This is a genomic window from Ignavibacteriales bacterium (genome assembly GCA_020635255.1).
Taxonomy (GTDB): Bacteria; Bacteroidota; Ignavibacteria; order Tepidaquicellales; family Tepidaquicellaceae; genus JAEYVS01.
Genome location: JACKAC010000001.1, coordinates 1 through 18,305, shown reverse-complemented (window position 1 = coordinate 18,305; position 18,305 = coordinate 1). Strand labels below are relative to the sequence as shown.

General features: G+C 40.9%; 22 protein-coding genes and 1 tRNA gene. 12 read left to right on the top strand and 11 right to left on the bottom strand.

All coding sequences use genetic code 11. The annotated features are described in order from the left end of the window. The first annotated feature begins 16 nt into the window (after positions 1–16). From H6614_00115 to H6614_00065, 11 genes are all read left to right on the top strand, one after another. Complete coding sequence (locus H6614_00115; protein MCB9242057.1) at positions 17–1,141, top strand: 5-(carboxyamino)imidazole ribonucleotide synthase; 1,125 nt, start codon at positions 17–19, stop codon at positions 1,139–1,141. Positions 1,142–1,180: 39 nt separating this feature from the next. Then, positions 1,181–1,447 carry a hypothetical protein gene (locus H6614_00110; GenBank protein ID MCB9242056.1) on the top strand — a complete coding sequence of 89 codons (267 nt, stop codon included), beginning with the start codon at positions 1,181–1,183 and terminating at the stop codon, positions 1,445–1,447. A 145-nt stretch (positions 1,448–1,592) separates the two neighbouring features. Continuing rightward, positions 1,593–2,582 carry a membrane dipeptidase gene (locus H6614_00105; GenBank protein ID MCB9242055.1) on the top strand — a complete coding sequence of 330 codons (990 nt, stop codon included), beginning with the start codon at positions 1,593–1,595 and terminating at the stop codon, positions 2,580–2,582. Positions 2,583–2,779: 197 nt separating this feature from the next. Continuing rightward, on the top strand, positions 2,780–3,208 hold the full coding sequence (locus H6614_00100) for a hypothetical protein (protein MCB9242054.1): 429 nt from the start codon (positions 2,780–2,782) through the stop codon (positions 3,206–3,208). Between the two features lie 64 nt (positions 3,209–3,272). After that, positions 3,273–3,950 (top strand): hypothetical protein, encoded by a 678-nt coding sequence (locus H6614_00095; protein MCB9242053.1) that lies wholly within the window; start codon positions 3,273–3,275, stop codon positions 3,948–3,950. A 60-nt stretch (positions 3,951–4,010) separates the two neighbouring features. Then, positions 4,011–4,433 (top strand): DUF1232 domain-containing protein, encoded by a 423-nt coding sequence (locus tag H6614_00090; GenBank protein MCB9242052.1) that lies wholly within the window; start codon positions 4,011–4,013, stop codon positions 4,431–4,433. A gap of 37 nt (positions 4,434–4,470) precedes the next feature. Then, positions 4,471–5,268 (top strand): TIGR00282 family metallophosphoesterase, encoded by a 798-nt coding sequence (locus tag H6614_00085; GenBank protein MCB9242051.1) that lies wholly within the window; start codon positions 4,471–4,473, stop codon positions 5,266–5,268. Positions 5,269–5,329: 61 nt separating this feature from the next. Then, on the top strand, positions 5,330–5,773 hold the full coding sequence (locus H6614_00080; protein MCB9242050.1) for a DinB family protein: 444 nt from the start codon (positions 5,330–5,332) through the stop codon (positions 5,771–5,773). 14 nt (positions 5,774–5,787) lie between these two features. Further along, positions 5,788–6,198, top strand: a complete 411-nt coding sequence (locus H6614_00075) for a hypothetical protein (GenBank protein ID MCB9242049.1) — start codon at positions 5,788–5,790, stop codon at positions 6,196–6,198. A 6-nt stretch (positions 6,199–6,204) separates the two neighbouring features. Beyond that, on the top strand, positions 6,205–6,864 hold the full coding sequence (locus H6614_00070) for an O-methyltransferase (GenBank protein MCB9242048.1): 660 nt from the start codon (positions 6,205–6,207) through the stop codon (positions 6,862–6,864). 168 nt (positions 6,865–7,032) lie between these two features. Then, positions 7,033–7,734 carry a hypothetical protein gene (locus H6614_00065; protein ID MCB9242047.1) on the top strand — a complete coding sequence of 234 codons (702 nt, stop codon included), beginning with the start codon at positions 7,033–7,035 and terminating at the stop codon, positions 7,732–7,734. A gap of 110 nt (positions 7,735–7,844) precedes the next feature. Here H6614_00065 and H6614_00060 read toward each other — a convergent pair whose 3' ends face one another. From H6614_00060 to rpmE, 10 genes are all read right to left on the bottom strand, one after another. After that, a complete protein-coding gene (locus tag H6614_00060; protein ID MCB9242046.1) occupies positions 7,845–8,519 on the bottom strand; it encodes a peptidylprolyl isomerase in 675 nt (224 codons plus the stop codon). A gap of 27 nt (positions 8,520–8,546) precedes the next feature. Then, complete coding sequence (gene pheS / locus H6614_00055; protein MCB9242045.1) at positions 8,547–9,575, bottom strand: phenylalanine--tRNA ligase subunit alpha; 1,029 nt, start codon at positions 9,573–9,575, stop codon at positions 8,547–8,549. A 94-nt stretch (positions 9,576–9,669) separates the two neighbouring features. Beyond that, a complete protein-coding gene (gene rplT, locus H6614_00050; GenBank protein ID MCB9242044.1) occupies positions 9,670–10,017 on the bottom strand; it encodes a 50S ribosomal protein L20 in 348 nt (115 codons plus the stop codon). A gap of 95 nt (positions 10,018–10,112) precedes the next feature. Beyond that, complete coding sequence (rpmI, locus tag H6614_00045) at positions 10,113–10,310, bottom strand: 50S ribosomal protein L35 (GenBank protein ID MCB9242043.1); 198 nt, start codon at positions 10,308–10,310, stop codon at positions 10,113–10,115. 19 nt (positions 10,311–10,329) lie between these two features. After that, positions 10,330–10,956: a translation initiation factor IF-3 gene (locus tag H6614_00040; GenBank protein ID MCB9242042.1), complete on the bottom strand. Its 627-nt coding sequence runs from the start codon at positions 10,954–10,956 to the stop codon at positions 10,330–10,332. 95 nt (positions 10,957–11,051) lie between these two features. Continuing rightward, positions 11,052–13,010, bottom strand: a complete 1,959-nt coding sequence (thrS, locus tag H6614_00035) for a threonine--tRNA ligase (GenBank protein MCB9242041.1) — start codon at positions 13,008–13,010, stop codon at positions 11,052–11,054. A 13-nt stretch (positions 13,011–13,023) separates the two neighbouring features. Then, a complete protein-coding gene (locus tag H6614_00030; GenBank protein ID MCB9242040.1) occupies positions 13,024–14,184 on the bottom strand; it encodes a hypothetical protein in 1,161 nt (386 codons plus the stop codon). A 30-nt stretch (positions 14,185–14,214) separates the two neighbouring features. After that, positions 14,215–14,288: transfer RNA gene (locus H6614_00025), tRNA-Val, on the bottom strand. 97 nt (positions 14,289–14,385) lie between these two features. Further along, positions 14,386–15,666 carry a hypothetical protein gene (locus H6614_00020; GenBank protein ID MCB9242039.1) on the bottom strand — a complete coding sequence of 427 codons (1,281 nt, stop codon included), beginning with the start codon at positions 15,664–15,666 and terminating at the stop codon, positions 14,386–14,388. 110 nt (positions 15,667–15,776) lie between these two features. Beyond that, positions 15,777–16,001, bottom strand: coding sequence for a 50S ribosomal protein L31 (gene rpmE, locus H6614_00015; protein ID MCB9242038.1), 225 nt, complete (start codon positions 15,999–16,001; stop codon positions 15,777–15,779). Positions 16,002–16,149: 148 nt separating this feature from the next. Here rpmE and H6614_00010 point away from each other — a divergent pair, with 148 nt between their 5' ends. Further along, entirely contained in the window at positions 16,150–17,133 is a 984-nt protein-coding gene (locus H6614_00010) for a M20/M25/M40 family metallo-hydrolase (GenBank protein ID MCB9242037.1), read from the top strand. Positions 17,134–17,147: 14 nt separating this feature from the next. Here H6614_00010 and H6614_00005 read toward each other — a convergent pair whose 3' ends face one another. Then, complete coding sequence (locus H6614_00005) at positions 17,148–18,119, bottom strand: tyrosine-type recombinase/integrase (GenBank protein MCB9242036.1); 972 nt, start codon at positions 18,117–18,119, stop codon at positions 17,148–17,150. Positions 18,120–18,305: the final 186 nt, after the last annotated feature.

The window sequence follows — 18,305 nt, the reverse complement described above, 5'->3', positions numbered from 1 at the left end:
CATAACAGGGGGAAATTTGAGAATAGGCATTTTAGGCGGAGGGCAGCTAGCCCGGATGATTATGGAAGATTGTTACAAGTTCGGCTTTGAATTTGTAATTCTTTCGAAGACTGCCTCGTCCCCGGCCGGGATGTTGACAAAAGATGAGATAGTTGGAGACTGGCACGATGATGAAACCCTTCACAAGTTTGCTGACTCATGTGATATAGTTACACTCGAAAATGAATTTATTGACTACCAAAAAATAGAGTACCTGGAATCTCTGGGTAAAGCAGTTCATCCCTGCTCAAAAATTATCAAGCTTATACAGGACAAATTAATTCAGAAACAAACTCTTGAAGACCTCGGTATACCGGTTGCGGATTTTGTACCGGTAAAGACAATGGAGGACATCACTTCCTTCGCTGGAGTTCATGGCTACCCTGTGATATTGAAATCTAGGACAATGGGATATGATGGGAAGGGTAATTACAAGATAGACTCGGAAAATGATATTGACACTGCCCTTGAAACCATCGGCGCACGAGGCGAACTTATGTGCGAATCATTTGTGGATTTTAAGATCGAGATTGCTACCCAGGCAGCAAGGAGTAAGAGTGGTGAGATGAAAATTTATCCTGTTGTTGAGACTATCCAAAAAGATCACATTTGTCACATCGTTAAAGCTTCCGAAAAGAAATTCACGGAAATTAAAGAACAGGTGAATAATATTGCTTCAACGATCCTGGAAAAATTGGATTACGTTGGCGTAATGGGGATAGAAATGTTCCTAATGGAGGATAACTCTATCCTTGTGAATGAACTTGCTCCCCGGGTACACAATACAGGACATTACTCCATAGAGGGGTGCTACACATCCCAATTCGAAAACCATATTAGGGCGGTTCTTGACCTTCCGCTGGGTGATGTAACTATGAGGGAAGAGTCAGCCGTCATGATCAATATCCTCGGTGAGAAAGATGCTGCCGCAAAGCTTACCCGCCTTGGATCTGCTCTTCAAAATTTTAGGACATATGTTCACATTTACGGTAAAAATGAAACCCGTATTGGCAGAAAGATGGGGCATATAACCGTTCTGGATAAATATATAGATGCCGCCGAAAAAGCCGCCATATTATGCAGAAATGAAATTGACATATAATATCTTGATTTTATCATATGGATAGATAATTTTTAGACTATGAGCGATCTTGTTGAACTTTGCGTTACTTATGACCCCATGGAGGCTCAGCTTATAAAAGCCAAGCTTAATGATGAGGATATCCCATTTAAAGTTACTGGCGACAGTAATGCTACAATGACTCTTGAAATATTCAATTCACCGCTTTCCCGCATGGCAATGAAGCAACCTATTAAATTCTTTGTTTTCCCCGCTCATTATGAATTCGCTCTCACAGCAATTAACACTGATCGATCATCTATGATGGGAGATGACCTGGAATATTAAAATGAAAAAAACTTTAAGCATAATATTAATAGTTCTTGTAACCTGCACCTCTTTGTTTTTTATTCTAAAGAGCACCGTGTTATGCAATAAGCCCGAAGTAAAGCAAACAAGCATCAAATCCGAAACAAAAGACATCTCCGTAAAAATGGAAGATTCCACAAAACAGCTAACACCTGAAGAGCTTCATTACGATGCAATATTGGTTGATACACATAATGATTTCGTTTACCAGATGTTTTACCGTAACGCAAAGTTCGGGAAAGATAATCCCCGTACACAGTCGGACCTGCCTAAATTCCGCGCTGGCGGACTGGACGTTCAGGTTTTTTCTGACTGGATACCTATGAGCAAGGTCAGGAACTCTTATTCGTTTGCGGTTGAGCAGATAGACAGGCTTCATTCTCTCCAGACAGATTTTCCTGATGATATAGAGTTCGCAAAAAATTATGACGATATCATGCGTATAGTTGGAGAAGGGAAAATATGCGGACTGATCGGCATAGAAGGTGGTACCGCTGTCGAGGGAGATCTCGATAATATAAACCGATTTTACGATATGGGCGTACGATACATCGGACTGACATGGAATAATTCTAACTCCATCGCTTCGTCTGCGCGTGATGAGGTAGAACGAGGTATTCAGGGTGGGCTTACGGACTTTGGTGTGCAGGTAATCAAAAGAATGGATGAGGTCGGGATGCTTATTGATGTTTCTCACCTGGGTGAAGAATCTTTCTGGGATGTGATAGAAACTTCCAAAAATCCCATCATAGCCTCACATTCAAACGTATATTCTATAAATCCGCATTACCGAAATCTCTCCGACGAACAGATAAAGGCTATTGCAAAATCCGGCGGCGTAATACAGGTAAGCTTTCACGAGACATTTCTCGGTGGATCCACGCTTCAAAAGGTTTTTGACCATATTGACTACATAAAAAATCTTGTAGGTGTGGACTACGTAGGTATAGGTTCGGATTTTGACGGCGGTATCAATCCTCCTTCCGAATTAGCGGACGTAACAATGTATCCCAATCTTACAAAGAAAATGCTTGAAGAGGGTTATACCCAGGATGATGTCCGCAAAATACTCGGTCTTAACTTTCTGCGTGTTTTTAAGCAGGTCTGTGGGTAATCGGATTAAGTCCGTGTTAAGCACCATATTACAATAAGTTCTCACTTCTTTAATATTGCTCATATCCTTCATATCATCTTTTTGTTAGGTAATTTAAAATTAAATAATGTAACTTTGACATTAGTTGTTCTTTTCTTTCCATCTTAAAAATAGAAGGTCCTTTTAAAAAAATTTTATTAACCAAAAGGAGTAAGGGTATGAAATTAATAATCTCTACAATTGTTGGTTTCTTAGTACTGTTTCTTCTTGGATGGTTATTTTACGGTATCTTATTTGCTAAGTATCTTGAGGTTGCCTATGGAGATATAGCGAGACCGATGGCGTCCTTCAGAATGTGGGCTATCATTGTAGCTAATCTTCTGCAAGCGCTATTGATTAGCCTTATTTACTCGAAGTTCTTCAATAAAGGCGGATCTCCGGCAGGACAGGGATTTACATGCGGTATATGGCTGGGCTTTTATTCATCTATTCCATATATCTTCTACATGTATGCGAGTATGCAGATCAGCAATTGGCAGGCAATAATAGTTGATGCTGTCATAATTGGATTTATGACGTTGCTAGCTACAATAGGCATTGCTCTCGTTTACGGTCAGAAAAAAGAACAACCTGCAACAGGGGCTTAGCAGGGCTTTTAATAAAAGTTTTACAATCCAAAAGCATCTTCTAGAAAGATGCTTTTTTTAATTTATGAATATACAAAGTATAACACTTAAAACAGATGACCTCACCAAACTCTACGATTTTTATTCGATCGTACTGGAAATGGAGATTACTCACTCAGATACTAATGCTTTCTCTGTAAAAGCAGGCAGTACCTTGCTTACATTTGAGAATGACACTGCATCTTCCGAAGCGTTTTATCATTTTGCTTTTAATATACCCGAAAATCAGCTTGACGATTCAATCGAGTGGCTCAAAGGAAAGGCAAACCTCATTACACTCGACGGTCAAAGTATCTTTGACTTCAAAGCTTGGAATGCTCACTCCATCTATTTTTATGATCCGGTTGGGAATATAATCGAGTTTATTGCGAGACACGGACTGGATAATGCTTCGAATGAAAAATTTTCCGGTAGAAGCATCTGCTCCGTCAGCGAGATCGGCATGCCCGTCCAAAATGTTAAAGAGTTCTACGATAAATTATATAACGAACTTTCATTGCCTCTCTTCACGGGTGATTTGAAAACCTTCACAGCGACTGGGGATGATAAAGGACTCTTCATTATCGTTCCGGAGGAACGTCGCTGGTTCCCAAATTGTCCGCTGGCTGAGATATTCCCTATTTCTGTCGAAATAGAGGGCATCCTAAACAAAGAAATTTTGTTTAGAGAATATGGATATAGGATCATATCTATGGAGATTTAGTCTGTATCGGATTGAATAAAATACTAATTTACTATATATTAGACAAAACACGATGGTTATATGAATAAGCATAATATTGAGGTCACCGAAGAAGAAATTATAGAAAAGATTGAGCAGGAAAGTAAAGAGGTAACCCCGGAAAAGATCGACGAAGTTATCGTCCATGAAAAGGAGATCGAGCAAAAGACCAAAAAGCTTAACAGGAATCACTTTGAAAAACTGTATATGCAGGTCAGACTTGCCCTCCAGATGATAAAAGATTATAAAGCCAAGCGGTATACTGAAATACCGTGGAGAAGTATAGGGCTTATCAGTATTGGTATTTTATATTTTCTTAATCCATTGGACCTGATGCCTGATTTTATCCCTATACTGGGACTCACCGATGATGCCGTAGCGCTTGCCGCCATTTTTAAATCATTGCAGTCGGATCTAAAACTCTACTGCGAGTGGCGCGGGTTGGACGTTGATGAATATTTTTAATCTCAAATTCGAATTTTATCAATAATCTCTTTTCTCTTTGAAAGAAACTATTAACGTTTTATTCATCGGCGATATTATCGGGGAACCCGGGTATAATCTTACCAAATCTCTCCTCCCCAGCTTTAAGACCAAATACAAAACGGACTTTGTAATAGCTAACGCAGAAAATATTACCGAAGGTATGGGTACGCTCGAGAAAGATGCTAAAAACCTTCTCGCTCTCGGTATCGATGTCCTTTCAGGCGGGAATCATACAATGGACAAGATTCAGGCCCATAAGTATTTTAATGATGCCACCAACGTCCTGCGTCCGCTAAATTACCCGAAAGGAGTTTACGGAAGGGGATATGGCATATACACAATACCCGATTCGGGAATTAAAATTGGTGTATTAAATCTGCTCGGAAGAGCATTAATGAAACCGCTGGAGTGTCCCTTCAAAGCATTCGACTGGGCTTATGAAAAAATAAAAGAAGAGACAAACATCCTTTTCATTGACTTCCATGCAGAAGCTACCGCCGAGAAAATGGCTTTCGGATGGTACGCCGACGGTAAAGCCAGTGTGGTGGTTGGTACACATACCCATATTCCTACTGCCGATAACAGAGTACTTCCCGAAGGTACAGCTTATATTTCCGACGTAGGCATGACAGGAGCGTATGACTCTGTCATCGGAATGAAAAAAGAACAGTCAATTAAGAGGTTCAAGTACGGTACTCCGCAAAAACATATTGTCGCTGACGGAGACCTCCGATTTGCCGGAGTAGTTTGCGAAATATTTACTGAGACTGGCAAAGCCAAGAGCATTAAAAGAGTTTTCTACCCTGAATTTTAGATTTCACCTGATTATTTCCTTTGGTAACTTCAATATTACTTAAAAAAATCGCCCAAATATTATGATTTCCGACGCTTTAGAAAGACTTAGAAAGCATATTAATGATGTTCCGGTCAAATTCTCTGAGTTCGACGAGCAGACTGTGAGTACAAAACCGGCTCCCGGTAAATGGTCAAAAAAAGAGATACTTGGACATCTGATCGACTCCGCTTGTAATAATCATTCACGATTCGTAAGACCCCTCTTCGAAGGTGAGCCCCTTAAACTTATTAAATATGCGCAGGATGATTGGGTAATAAATCAAAAATATGCTGATGAAAGTACTGCGGACATCGTCGCATTATGGAAGGCTTATAATACACACATTCTTCACATTTTATCCCGTTACCCTGAGGATAAACTTTCCGTTAAATGGGACATCGCAGGTGAGATCTTTGATACTGAATGGCTGATTACTGATTACGTTGATCACATGGAGCACCATCTAAAACAAATATTCAATTAATTTAAATATATATCATGAATTGGAAATCTGTTCTCCCACTCTCCCTTTTTGGGATATTGATGGGAGTTTTAAATGTGTTCGGAGTTACCAGCGGGCTGGAGTGGATCCTATGGCTGGTAATAGCCCTGATATCGGCACTTGTTATAGAAAAAACTTCCGAACGGCTTCTTGTTACACAGGGTTTTTTAGTTGGATTCCTGGACTCACTGTTTAATGGACTCGTCACCGCCATTTTTTGGGAAAAGTACCTTCTGAATAATCCTAACGTGCTCGAAAGGCTTAGTGAAATGCCCGAGAACCTGGCACCTGAGTTCTTTATTATAATTGCATCCGTTCTTATTGGAATGGTATACGGGCTGTTTATAGGACTTGTGGTATTCCTTACAAGAAAGGCAAAGAGGCGATCAAAACCAGAAAACAACTAGATTCTTATGAAAGAAATGAAAAGTGTTCCTTTGAATAAGGAACTATATAACTATATTCTCGATACCTTTGTCGAAAAAGATCCGCTGCTTGATGAATTGATTGTGGAAACCGAGAAAGCAGAAATTCCGCTGATACAGGTTGCTCCCGAACAGGGGAAGTTTATGTATCTCCTCTGCAGAATGGCACGTGCTAAAAATGCTCTGGAGATTGGCACACTGACAGGATTCAGTGGAATGTATATTGCCCGCGGTCTTGAAGACGGGGGCAAACTTACGACCGTAGATATAGAAGAAAAAAATTCTGCGCTTGCCGGAGTCTATTTCAAAAAAGCAGGACTTGGGGATAAAGTCGAAAGGATTGTGGGCGATGCTGTATCCGTTATGGAAAATCTTGTTGCTGACGGGAAAAAATTCGACTTCATCTTTATCGACGCTGACAAAATAAGCTATCCTAAATATTTCGAGTTTGCATTACAGCTATCCAATACAGGCACTGTGATTGCATTCGATAATATGATTAAGGACGGAAGAGTGATAGAAGACGCCTCCGGTGACCCCGACCTTCGCGGTATACAGGTTACTAACGACCTCATGGGAACCGATCCTCGGATAGAGTCACTTCTTGTCCCAATTGGCGACGGGCTGACTGTTGGTGTTGTAAAGTAGACATAAAGCATGTTTTTAAACATTATTAAATCAATGTTTTACAAGCCGATGATCATCTTTAACATTTTATTTTTCAGGGTATTTGGCTAATTTTACCATTCTGAGAGTGGAACAAACTCATCGAGCAATTCATTAAACATAAGATTCTTTATTAATCAAACGTATAAAATGAAAAAGATCTATTTAACATTAATTATAGCGATTATTGCAGGAATCACTTTAACAGGTGGCGACTGCGAAGATTCAGGTACATCGGGCGGTACACAAAATGATCCGAATGTTATGGTATTTAGCAATCTTGTAGTCCAGGAAGTAGACCCTAATAATGGAAGTTTCGGAGGAGCTTCACCTTCCGCTTTAAACTTGCTCTTAGGACTAGTTGATAGTTCTGCATCTACAAATAAAGATGTCGCTTTAGTAAGCGACGGCTTAAATCCAAATGGTTCAGGATTTGATTTTTTCTGGAGATCTGGTGATCAATCACTCGATAATATCGCCCAAGGTAAAAAGACTCTCTTTGGTCAGTTTATTGAATGGGAAGATATCACTGAAGCTCAATGGGATACACTTTCCAGGATCTGGAAATCGACTGGAAATGCTGACACATTAACTGCTTTGGATTTTGCTAACCAAACAACTAAATACCCCGGATCTGAATATTTCAACTATCCACTCACATCCCACAGGGTATATGCATTCTACCTTGAAGGTAAGTATACCAGTGGAATTACAAGCAAACCTGTTTACGGTATGCTCTATCTTAAGAGTACTTCCGATGCAGGCGGGTTATTTCCATTTAGGGTTACAGTCGACGTAAAAATAAATACTGCAGGGATAAACCAATTCTTACAAACAGTCCCGATACAGTAGCATATTAATAGGTTTTGCCAAACCCCGCATTCTTTGATTGCGGGGTTTTTTTATTGCAATAAAAAAGGCAGCCGAGGCTGCCCTTTTAGAATTAAGCATCTAACTTTGGATTATTCTTCCATATAGACTTTTTCCATAACAACCGGCGTTACAGGTTTGTCTCCGGGACCTGTTTCTACCTTTCCAATCGCCTTAATTACATCCATTCCCTCTGTCACTTCCCCAAATACTGCGTGCTTGTCATCGAGATGCGGTTGAGGAGCAAGCGTAATGAAAAACTGAGATGTTCCGGTGTTTGGTCCTCTGTTAGCCATTGAGAGAATACCTGCTTTATTATGCCTTAAGCTCTTATCGAATTCGTCCGGGATAGTCTTGTCTGATCCGCCTGTACCTGTTCCTGTCGGATCTCCGCCCTGAATCATAAATCCGTCTATTACCCTGTGGAATGTAATTCCATTATAAAATCCTTTCTCTACCAGGTCACGGAAGTTCGATGTGGTGATCGGAGCCTTTTCTGAGAATAGCTTTATTTTAAATGTACCCATGTTTGTTTCTACGACTACGATGTCGCTTTCTGAACCGCTCTTCTTGTCGGTTGCTTCTTCCTTTTTGGTTGTGTCAGTCATTGTACCATCGGTTTTGGTTTGAGTAGTATTACTTGTTGTTGTTGTTTGATCTGTTTTGTTGGTGGTGCCTGAAGTCTCGTTCTTTTTGTCACCGCATGCAATCAGCACCATGCATGTGAATAGTACCAGCGCGAGAGTTACTAAAGATCCCTTTAGCATTTTGGATTCTCCTTGGTTAATTTAAAATTATTTAAATTGTTTTAAAAATCTTATGTCGTTTTCATAAAACATTCTAATGTCAGGGATTCCGTGCCTTACCATAAGCGTTCTCTCTATACCCATGCCAAACGCATACCCGGTATAAACCTCCGGGTCATACCCGACGTGTTTAAACACCTCCGGGTCTACCATACCGCATCCAAGTATCTCCAACCATCCCGTGTACTTACATACTCTGCATCCCTTTCCTTCGCATAGATAGCACTCCACGTCCATCTCAGCAGATGGCTCCGTGAATGGAAAATAGCTCGGACGGAATCTCGTTTTCAGGTCCTTACCGTAAAATTCCCGAACGAAATACTGAAGCGTGGCTTTTAGCTCGCTCAAAGTCACATTCTTATCTACGTACAGCCCTTCCACCTGGTTAAACATTTCCAGGCTTCTTGCACTTATTGCTTCGTTGCGGAAACATCTGCCCGGAACTATCACTCTAACAGGGGGCTTATTCTCTTCCATTACCCTGATCTGTCCCGGGGAGGTGTGCGTCCTCAATACATATCTCTTGTCGTCACCGGTTGGATTTTTCAGATAAAATGTGTCCTGCATGTCACGCGACGGATGGTATTCTGGCGTGTTTAAAGCATCGAAGTTATGGTACTCATCCTCTAGTTCCAGCCCGTCATATACTGTAAATCCTATCTTCGCGAATATGGAAGTTATTTCTTCGAGAGCCTGCGTTACGAGGTGTTTCGTCCCAACATTGAAGGTTCTTCCGGGGAGTGTAATATCTATACCACTCTCTCCAGCGCTTCCGCTGTCCAATGATGCTTTCTTTTCATCATAAATGCCCTGAGCCAGGTTCTTCAGCTCGTTGAGAGCCTTACCCACCTTGCCCTTATTCTCTTTATCAACGCTTTTAAAGTCCTCGAATAAAATGCTGATCTGCCCGTGCCTGCTGAGATATTTCAGACGAAAATCTTCAAGCGCACCGGCATCATTAATACTGCCGTTACAATTTTGTATCTCTTCTTTTAACTTTTCTATTTTGTCTATCATATTAGCCTGTCGCGGACGGTAAATATTTGTAAATAAAAAAGGCGGGTATAGTTATCCCGCCTTATAATTTCAGCAATAAAACCCGGCGGGTCTATCAGCTCTTGGCAAACTTCGCGATCTCATTGAATGCATCCATATTGTCGTAAGCCAGATCTGCCAGGGTCTTCCTGTTAATATCTATGTTTTTCTTTCTGAGAGCGCCTATCAGCTGCGAATAGGACATACCATTCATTCTTGCTGCGGCATTGATCCTGGTGATCCACAGTTTCCTGTATTCTCTCTTTTTCTGCTTTCTGTCTTTGTAAGCGTGGGTTAAGCCTTTCTCTACTGCGTTCTTGGCAACCGTGTAAACTTTACTCCTGGCACCCCAGTATCCTTTGGCTGATTTTAGAATGCGCTTCCTTCTTCTGTGTGAAGCGACTTTGTTTCGTGAACGTGGCATTAATTTTACTTCCTTTCGTTTTTAAAATTGAGGCATCCCCGAAATATATTATGAGGAATTTGTGAACCTCTTCTTGTTAAAAAAATAGATTGGTACTACTCGGCTAAGAGCATCCTCTTAACTCTGTTTGCATCCGCTTCCGTTACCATCGCAGCAGCGCGCAGTTTTCTCTTTCTGCCCGGCGACTTTTTGGTAAGGATGTGGTTGGCGTAGGCTTTGTGCCTTTTCACCTTGCCGTTTGCGGTCACCTTGAATCTCTTTGATGCGCCGCGGTTTGATTTCATTTTTGGCATTTTTATATATCCTTGTTAATTATTGATCTTCTTGTTTATCTCCGGTTTTATCTTCTTCTGCTTTTCCATCTTCTTCCCCCTCGTCATTTCTCTGGCGGAGTTTCTCTTCCATCTTTTTCTCTTTCTCCATTCTGTCCTGCATAGATTTTATCTTTCCTCTGTCCGGAGTTAGATAAGCGATCAGCTGTTTACCTTCCATTTTAGGAGGTGCTTCCAGCTTCCCAATATCTTCCAGCTTTGAAAGAACATTATCCATTAGCTCGCGCCCTATCTCCGGATGTGTTATCATTCTTCCCCGAAACATTACCGTTGCTTTTACTTTGTGTCCCTCCATCAAAAACTCTCTCAAATGCTTCGTCTTAAAATCTACGTCGTGTTCATCTGTATTAGGATTAAAACGAATTTCCTTTACATGCATTACTGATTGATTCTTCTTTGCCTGCTTCTCTTTCTTCTGTCTCTCGTAATTGAATTTTCCGTAATCTATTATCTTACATACAGGCGGTTTTGCATTTGGCGAGATCTCTACAAGATCGTATCCTCTCGCCTGTGCGATCCTTAACGCCTCCTGCGGAGCCATGATTCCAAGCGCATTACCTTCTTCATCGATTACTCTGACTTCATTAGCCCGAATATATTCATTCACCCTCTCACGTGGTGCTCTTCTTCGCGGATCTCTTCTGTTATCTTTAATAAGTTATTTTTAATTAATTAATAAATAATACTTTATATACCAGCTGTTTACGCTGATTTTTTGGAAATTTCTAAATTAACCTTTTCCATAAACTCATTCAATGCCATAACGCCTATATCGCCTTCTTTGTGTTTTCTCACAGAAACCGTCCTGTTTTCCTTTTCTTTGTCCCCAACTATGAGCATATACGGAATTTTCATGCTTTCGGCTTCACGTATCTTATATCCTATTTTTTCTCCTTTAAGGTCTATCTCAGCTCGTATCTTGTCCGCCTTTAATGTAGCGTAAACTTCCTCAGCGTAATCATTAGAATTTTCGGAAACAGGAATAACCTGTACCTGAACAGGCGCGAGCCACACAGGGAAATTACCCGCGTAATTCTCAATCAGCACACCGATAAATCTCTCCATTGAACCGAATGGCGCGCGGTGAATAATTATCGGGCGGTGCTTCTGCCCATCACTTCCTACATACGTAAGATCGAACCTCTCCGGCATCACGTAATCGACCTGTGCTGTACCTAATTGCCATGGTCTGCCTAATGCATCCTGCACAATAAAATCCAGCTTCGGTCCGTAAAAGCTCGCTTCGCCGATACCGATGAAATAATTCAGACCCATTTTGTCGGCGGCTTCCTTTACGTCCTTTTCTGCTTGTTCCCACATCTCGTCTGTACCGCCGTACTTATCTTTGTTCTCTGGATCCCTGAACGAAAGCCTAGTCTTAAAATCTTTAAACCCTAATGTTGAAAAAACGAATGTCGTAAGCTCTATCACATCACACAGCTCGTCCATCAATTGCTCCTGTGTACAGTATATATGGGAATCGTCTACAGTAAACCCTCTAACTCGTATCAGTCCGTTAAGCTCACCCGACTGCTCGTATCTGTATACCGTTCCAAACTCAGCCAGCCTTACGGGAAGGTCCCTGTAGCTTCTTGGCTTATGAGAATATATCTGGTGATGGTGCGGGCAGTTCATCGGCTTTAGTAGGTACTCTTCCTTTTTCCCCGTCTCATCTTCGAACTGCAACGGAGGATACTGCGAATCCTTGTAATAAGGATAATGCCCCGACGTTTTATAAAGATCTATCTTAGCTATATGAGGTGTATAGACCGGTGAATAACCTCGCTTCTGCTGTTCCGCTTTAAGGAAATCTTCCAATTGCATTCTCAGCACCGCGCCTTTTGGCAGCCATATAGGGAGCCCGCCTCCGACATTCGGCGATATCATAAACAGCTCCAGCTCATGCCCGAGTTTCCTGTTATCACGCTTCTTTGCTTCTTCGATCTTATCGATATATGCCTGCAGTTCCTTTTCTTTCGGAAATGAAATACCGTAGATACGCTGAAGCATCTGCCTATTCTCATCACCGCGCCAGTAAGAACCCGACACCGACATCAGCTTGACCGCTTTTATTTTATCCGTAGTAGGCAGATGCGGTCCCCTGCATAGGTCAGTGAATTCTCCCTGGTGATAAAGCGAAACAACATCTTCATCCTTTGCAATAGTCTCGAGTATCTCTACTTTGTACGGATCATTTCTCTTAGTCTTAAAATACTCTATTGCATCCTGTCTTGGCAGTTCTTCCCTCACCGGGTGAAGATCCCTCGCGGCTATCTCCTTCATCCTTTCTGCGATCTTATTCAGATCATCTTCTGTGAACTTATGCTCAGAATCTATATCATAATAAAATCCGCCCTCTATGGGAGGTCCTACACCAAACTTCGCCCCCGGGAATAGCTCCTCTATTGCTTGAGCCATAAGGTGAGACGTAGTATGCCAGTAAACTTCCCTGCCCTTCGGCGAGTCGAATTTATGGAATACGACCGCAGAGTCCTCATCCAAAGGAGCGCTGAGGTCTGTCATTTTCCCGTTAACCTCAGCCACAAGCACATCGTTAGCCAGCCCGTTGCTGATTGACTTAGCTATATCGAACGAGCTTACGCCTTTATCGTACTCTTTACTGTTCCCGTCCGGAAACGTTATTTTAATTTTATCTGCCAAGTAATGTCTCTAATTAGTTCATGTAATTGTAATACTTCCTGATCCTGTCTATCTCCCTTTTCAGCTTTGCTTTACTTGATTCATCAGCTATATACCTTTCAAATATATACTTATTAAATCTCGTTTCTTCCTGTGTCATATTCGTGCGGAAATAATCCAGCGCTATCTGCAATTCAAGAGGCAGAGTTGCAGTGGTTGTTTCAACGGTGTCATTCTTTATCGGTACTGCCGCTATTAATACCTCAAGAATGTATCCCAGCTGTTTCTTTGCTTCTGGATTGATATAAACATCGTTCTTATCCTTGAATCCTTCAGCTTTGAAATCTGTCAGCTCTATCATATCCCCTGTAAGAGCTGATTGATTGGACGGTGTACCGGCATGCTTTAGAAACATCTGGTATAGTTCCGTTGAATATTCCTGGTCGGCAACAATGCGCTCATCATCAAGTTCTCTGAAATTAACAATTGCAATAGTCCTGCCCTTCTCTTCGGAGACTGTCTTATCACCTGCAACAAGGTTATCCCCTCCCGAAATATTCTTAACATCGGTAACCATAGGGATGCTCAGTGTAACAGAACCGAGATTCACTTTCTTCCTTGTTCCCATACCTGCCAGGAATGCTTCTGCTTCAGCCCACCTTTCGTCGGTAGGCTTTAGAACTTCAGAAGGTTGGGGATAGTTTTTATAAATTCCAAGAAATGGATCCCGAAGTGAAGTTGAAACCGCTAATAATCCTGCCCCTGCAATGCTTTTTATCTTATCAAAATCACTTTGGGTCAGGTCTGCGTAACCGCTTATGGTCAGTTCGAGAAAATTCTTCCCCTGTATGTCCTTTAACGGAGGGATAAGTGCCCCCTGCTTATCTAGTACACCGACTTCCTGTATATAACCGTCTTCAAATTCCCTCGCGCTCACGAATGAAAGTTGATCGGCGGTTAGGAACTTTATGAAGGCGTTCTTCTGTGTTCCTATATTACCCTGTATGACGATAATCATGTTAGATGTTGCATTAAGCGGATCTTCATCGACCGGATAGTAAAACGTAAATTGTTTTAACGAAATAATATATGGGTCGTACTGAGTGATAAAGTTATCAGACTGTGAGTACCCGTTATTTGCAGAGAAAAAAATCACTGCAAACAATAAAAGTAAAGATAATCTTAATTTGCCCATGACCGGATCTTTTTTATTATTGAATAAATGTGGGCGGTAATGGAGTCGAACCAATGACCTCTACGATGTCAACGTAGCGCTCTAACCAACTGAGCTAACCGCCCCTCAAAAAACTTTAAATTAAAGACAAGAACTCTAAAAATAAGGATTTATACTGCTTTTTTCAATCCAAATTACCTTATTTTTTCCCAATGCCACTCCCTAAACTGCTGTTTCTTCATATAATTTCCTGACCAGCGACTCGTATGCGCTCGAAACCTCGAGATTTCTCCTGCTCATTGTCTGCTCGGCTGTTTCGAGAGCTTTCTCTATATCATACTTTTCCGGCTTTTTACCGATCTCATTCCATGAAAACGACCCTATCTGCTTCGGAGGAAACCCCCCTCCAAATACATTCGCGAATATCCCGACCGACGTTCCTGTATTAAGCATCGTATTTATACCGAATTTCGAATGATCCCCTATAACGCTTCCCAGGAATTGTGTCCCTGTATCGATCTCCTCACCCCTTACCTTTACCTTAATGTTCGAATAATTATTTTTAAGATTACTCGTTACCGTATCGGCGCCGAGATTAACCATCGGGCAGATGTATGAATCACCAATGAACCCGTCGTGCTGCTTATTAACGTATGAATGAAAGATACTTGCGGAGATTTCACCCGCTACCTTAGAATGATCTCCTATATAGCAGGGTCCGTATATTTTAGTGCCGGATTTTATTTTACAGTTCTTACCGATGAATACAGGTCCCTTAATGAAAACGTAAGGCTCTATCTCGGTCTCGTCATCTATGACTATCCCGCCGGCTTTACAGTCGAGAACGATGTTTGGATAAAAGTTAACGGCTTTACCGAAATTAATGTTCATCATGTCTTCACGTGAGATTATCTGCATACCGTCATATACATGGAGCAGTGTTGGGTTAAGTCTGACCCTGTACATTATGTCCCTCTCCAGCAGATAAGAAAAATACCTGCGTATGTCCCACGGATATTTTATTTCGATAATATCGTTCGAAAAATCCTCTTTTGTAATAACCTCGCTGTTTAGCCCTGCATCCGTGAAATCCTTTAAAGAAAGTACGTTATCACCCTGGCTCTCCGCTTTCTCCTTCAGTGGAGCAACTTTCCCGGCAGAGACATAAGCAAACAATACGTCGCCGTTATGTGTCCAGACCGTATCTTTTTTTGATGCATCGGAAAATGCCGGTAGTAAAACCTTGCTCATAAGGAACCTTCCGTTTAGGAACATTACGTCCTCTGAAGGAATGTTATTTACTATCCTGTCCGGAAAGCATTCCTTCAGATAAGCCGACATATAGCTTCTGCAGTGAAGAAGTATCTCATACCCCTCGCCCATCTCCCTCTCCATCGTTTCAAAGATAGTAAATGCTCCGCTCTTCAAAGCATAGGAGGGGCGCAGGTACGTAATTGGATACAGGTCTTCGTAACCCCTGTCTTCAAAAATTATTACCTTCATTGAGGACTCCTTATTGTATTATCATATAAAGAAATAAACGCAATATAGAGTAAATAAAAAAGCCATCTTGTTCGGGAAGATGGCTTTTAAGTTCTGATATATGCTTTTAACTATGATGCTTCGGTTGTTTTCGCAGACTGAACCTTGCCGTATTTCTTCCTGAATTTCTCTACTCTTCCGGCGGTGTCAACTATCTTTTGGGTGCCGGTAAAGAACGGGTGGCAGGCTGAACAGATTTCCACCTTGATCTCCGGTACGGTTGACCTGGTCACGAATGTCTCACCACAGTTGCATTTTACTTCACATCTGTAGTATTTTGGATGGATATTCTTCATTTTATCTTAATATTAACCAAATCTTTTGGTAAACAACTAAATTAACCTTATTAATTTATATTTTCAAGTAGATAAGATTTCCGGTTCTATACTGATGATTAATATTAAAATAACTATTTTAGCATAAAAATCTCATAATTTACTTAAAATGATAGACTTTCTTATCGAAATAATGGGCGTGGAATCCACTTCCGGTATGGAAAATTCCGTGGCTGAATACATTAAAGATAACTTCTCCCCCGATGGTGCGGAGCTGGAAATTCAGGATATAGACAATGGAATGGTAAATCTCTACTATAAATGGGGAAAACCGGAAGTTATATTCTGCTCTCACTTCGATACCGTACCCCCGTACATTCCGCCCCGGATAGAAGGCGATACCATTTACGGGCGCGGATCATGTGACGCCAAAGGACAGATAGCCTATCTCGCTGAAGTCTGCAAAAGGCTCCATGAAAAAGGCGAGACTAATTTCGGTCTCCTTATGCTAGCCGGTGAGGAAGTAGGATCTTACGGCGCGCAAGCCGCAAATAAAGTTATCCAAGGATGTAAATACGTGATCGTCGGCGAACCCACAGAAAATAAACTAATTAAAGCGCAAAAGGGTAACATGCTCGCTGAAGCGCAGTTCTTCGGCAAAGCCTTCCACTCAGGCTACCCCGAACATGGTGATAACGCGATTCAAAGAATGGTGGACTTTGTAAACAGGATGAACGAACTGGAATTTCCCGAAGACCCGCTCCTCGGAAAAACTACCTATAATATCGGCAGCCTCTCATCCGATAACGCGCGCAATATAATCTCCGATTACGTCTCTATGAAAATATTTTTCCGAACGACCTTCCTCACTCACGATATACTCGTCAAGATGGTCAACGAGATAACGGACGATCGGACAAAGATAGAGTTCGCTTACGGAGACCGCCCGATCGAATTTCACATTGTTGACGGCTTTGAAACAGGAGTGGTGTCTTACGGTTCAGACGCGCCTGAGCTTCCTAACCTCGGCAAACCAATGATGTACGGACCCGGAAGCATCTTCACCGCCCACACGCATAACGAACACATAAAGATCCCTGACATGCAAAAAGCCGTCGAAGATGTCATGGGGATATATGAGAGGATAAAGTAAATTTCGTTGTCATATTAATTTTCCGTTGACCTAAAGGAAAAATAATTTCTGGGGTGTTTTTCTATTATAATCTGCTTTTGCATTTTACTGCTTACATGTGTATATATCTGTGTCGTAAGTATGGAGCTATGTCCAAGTAAATGCTGAATGTGTTTTATATCTACACCTTCATCCAATAATACTGTTGCGAATGTATGCCTGTATGTATGAGGAGTTACCTTTTGATCAATAATGCTCGAATGTTTCTTAACAATAGTACGGATAGATGCTTCTGTTAAGCGTTTCTTTTGCCTGTTAAAGAAAAAATATTTGATTCCGTCGGCTCCGTCTCTAAACAAGGTTTTATACTCTAGAAGTATTTCGGCTGTTTCTTTGATTCCAAAATGCAAGATCCTTTCTTTGTTCCCTTTCCCCGTCACTTTAATTTGCCCCTGAACCAAGTCCACATCATCATTAAGAAGATGGGAAAGTTCGGAAACCCTTAATCCCGTTGCGAATAAAAGCTCAAGTATGGCAATATCACGAACCCAAACTTTATATGAGTACTTGCTTGAATTAAGGAGCTGCTTTTTACTTTCGTACATTTGATTCAATATTGTGCTGACTTCAGCTACAGTTAGAACTGATGGAATTTTGAAAGGTTCTTTCATCTTAATTCTTATCTTCCTGAATGGATTTATAAAAGAATCATTTTCATATTCATAGAAATTAAAGAGAGCCTTGGTTGAAGCAATTTTCCGTTTGATCGTTTTAACCTTATGCCTTTCACCTAATTTCTGAAGGAAGATTTTTACCTGTAGCTTCGAAACCTCTTCCATATAAAACCTTTTATTGGTTTGCACTATTTCACTGAACTGATTCAAATCTATACCATATGCCTTTAATGTTTTATCGCTTAATTGTTTTTCGTATTTGCAATGATGTAAAAATCCTTTTACTGCTTCCTCGACTGTTTGCATATTTCGTGTTTTGATTCCAAAGAACATGTAAGTTATAAAACTTTCAGAGAGTATTAAATACAATCATTTTCATTAATTTAGGTCAATAATATGCTACTTAAGCTCTCCTCAAACTTAATAATTTTAATACAATACAAATTTCATAGGATATTAATATAATTATTAATATAATTTGATTTCAATAAAGGATAACTAAAGATTATCTACATATGT

Bases quoted from the DNA above. Each gene is read 5' to 3' on its own strand.
- H6614_00110 (MCB9242056.1), top strand. From the start codon at position 1,181: ATGAGCGATCTTGTTGAACTTTGCGTTACTTATGACCCCATGGAGGCT.
- H6614_00105 (MCB9242055.1), top strand. From the start codon at position 1,593: ATGGAAGATTCCACAAAACAGCTAACACCTGAAGAGCTTCATTACGAT.
- H6614_00100 (MCB9242054.1), top strand. From the start codon at position 2,780: ATGAAATTAATAATCTCTACAATTGTTGGTTTCTTAGTACTGTTTCTT.
- H6614_00095 (MCB9242053.1), top strand. From the start codon at position 3,273: ATGAATATACAAAGTATAACACTTAAAACAGATGACCTCACCAAACTC.
- H6614_00090 (MCB9242052.1), top strand. From the start codon at position 4,011: ATGAATAAGCATAATATTGAGGTCACCGAAGAAGAAATTATAGAAAAG.
- H6614_00080 (MCB9242050.1), top strand. From the start codon at position 5,330: ATGATTTCCGACGCTTTAGAAAGACTTAGAAAGCATATTAATGATGTT.
- H6614_00075 (MCB9242049.1), top strand. From the start codon at position 5,788: ATGAATTGGAAATCTGTTCTCCCACTCTCCCTTTTTGGGATATTGATG.
- H6614_00070 (MCB9242048.1), top strand. From the start codon at position 6,205: ATGAAAGAAATGAAAAGTGTTCCTTTGAATAAGGAACTATATAACTAT.
- H6614_00065 (MCB9242047.1), top strand. From the start codon at position 7,033: ATGAAAAAGATCTATTTAACATTAATTATAGCGATTATTGCAGGAATC.
- H6614_00060 (MCB9242046.1), bottom strand. From the start codon at position 8,519: ATGCTAAAGGGATCTTTAGTAACTCTCGCGCTGGTACTATTCACATGC.
- pheS (MCB9242045.1), bottom strand. From the start codon at position 9,575: ATGATAGACAAAATAGAAAAGTTAAAAGAAGAGATACAAAATTGTAAC.
- rplT (MCB9242044.1), bottom strand. From the start codon at position 10,017: ATGCCACGTTCACGAAACAAAGTCGCTTCACACAGAAGAAGGAAGCGC.
- rpmI (MCB9242043.1), bottom strand. From the start codon at position 10,310: ATGCCAAAAATGAAATCAAACCGCGGCGCATCAAAGAGATTCAAGGTG.
- H6614_00030 (MCB9242040.1), bottom strand. From the start codon at position 14,184: ATGGGCAAATTAAGATTATCTTTACTTTTATTGTTTGCAGTGATTTTT.
- H6614_00020 (MCB9242039.1), bottom strand. From the start codon at position 15,666: ATGAAGGTAATAATTTTTGAAGACAGGGGTTACGAAGACCTGTATCCA.
- rpmE (MCB9242038.1), bottom strand. From the start codon at position 16,001: ATGAAGAATATCCATCCAAAATACTACAGATGTGAAGTAAAATGCAAC.
- H6614_00010 (MCB9242037.1), top strand. From the start codon at position 16,150: ATGATAGACTTTCTTATCGAAATAATGGGCGTGGAATCCACTTCCGGT.
- H6614_00005 (MCB9242036.1), bottom strand. From the start codon at position 18,119: ATGTTCTTTGGAATCAAAACACGAAATATGCAAACAGTCGAGGAAGCA.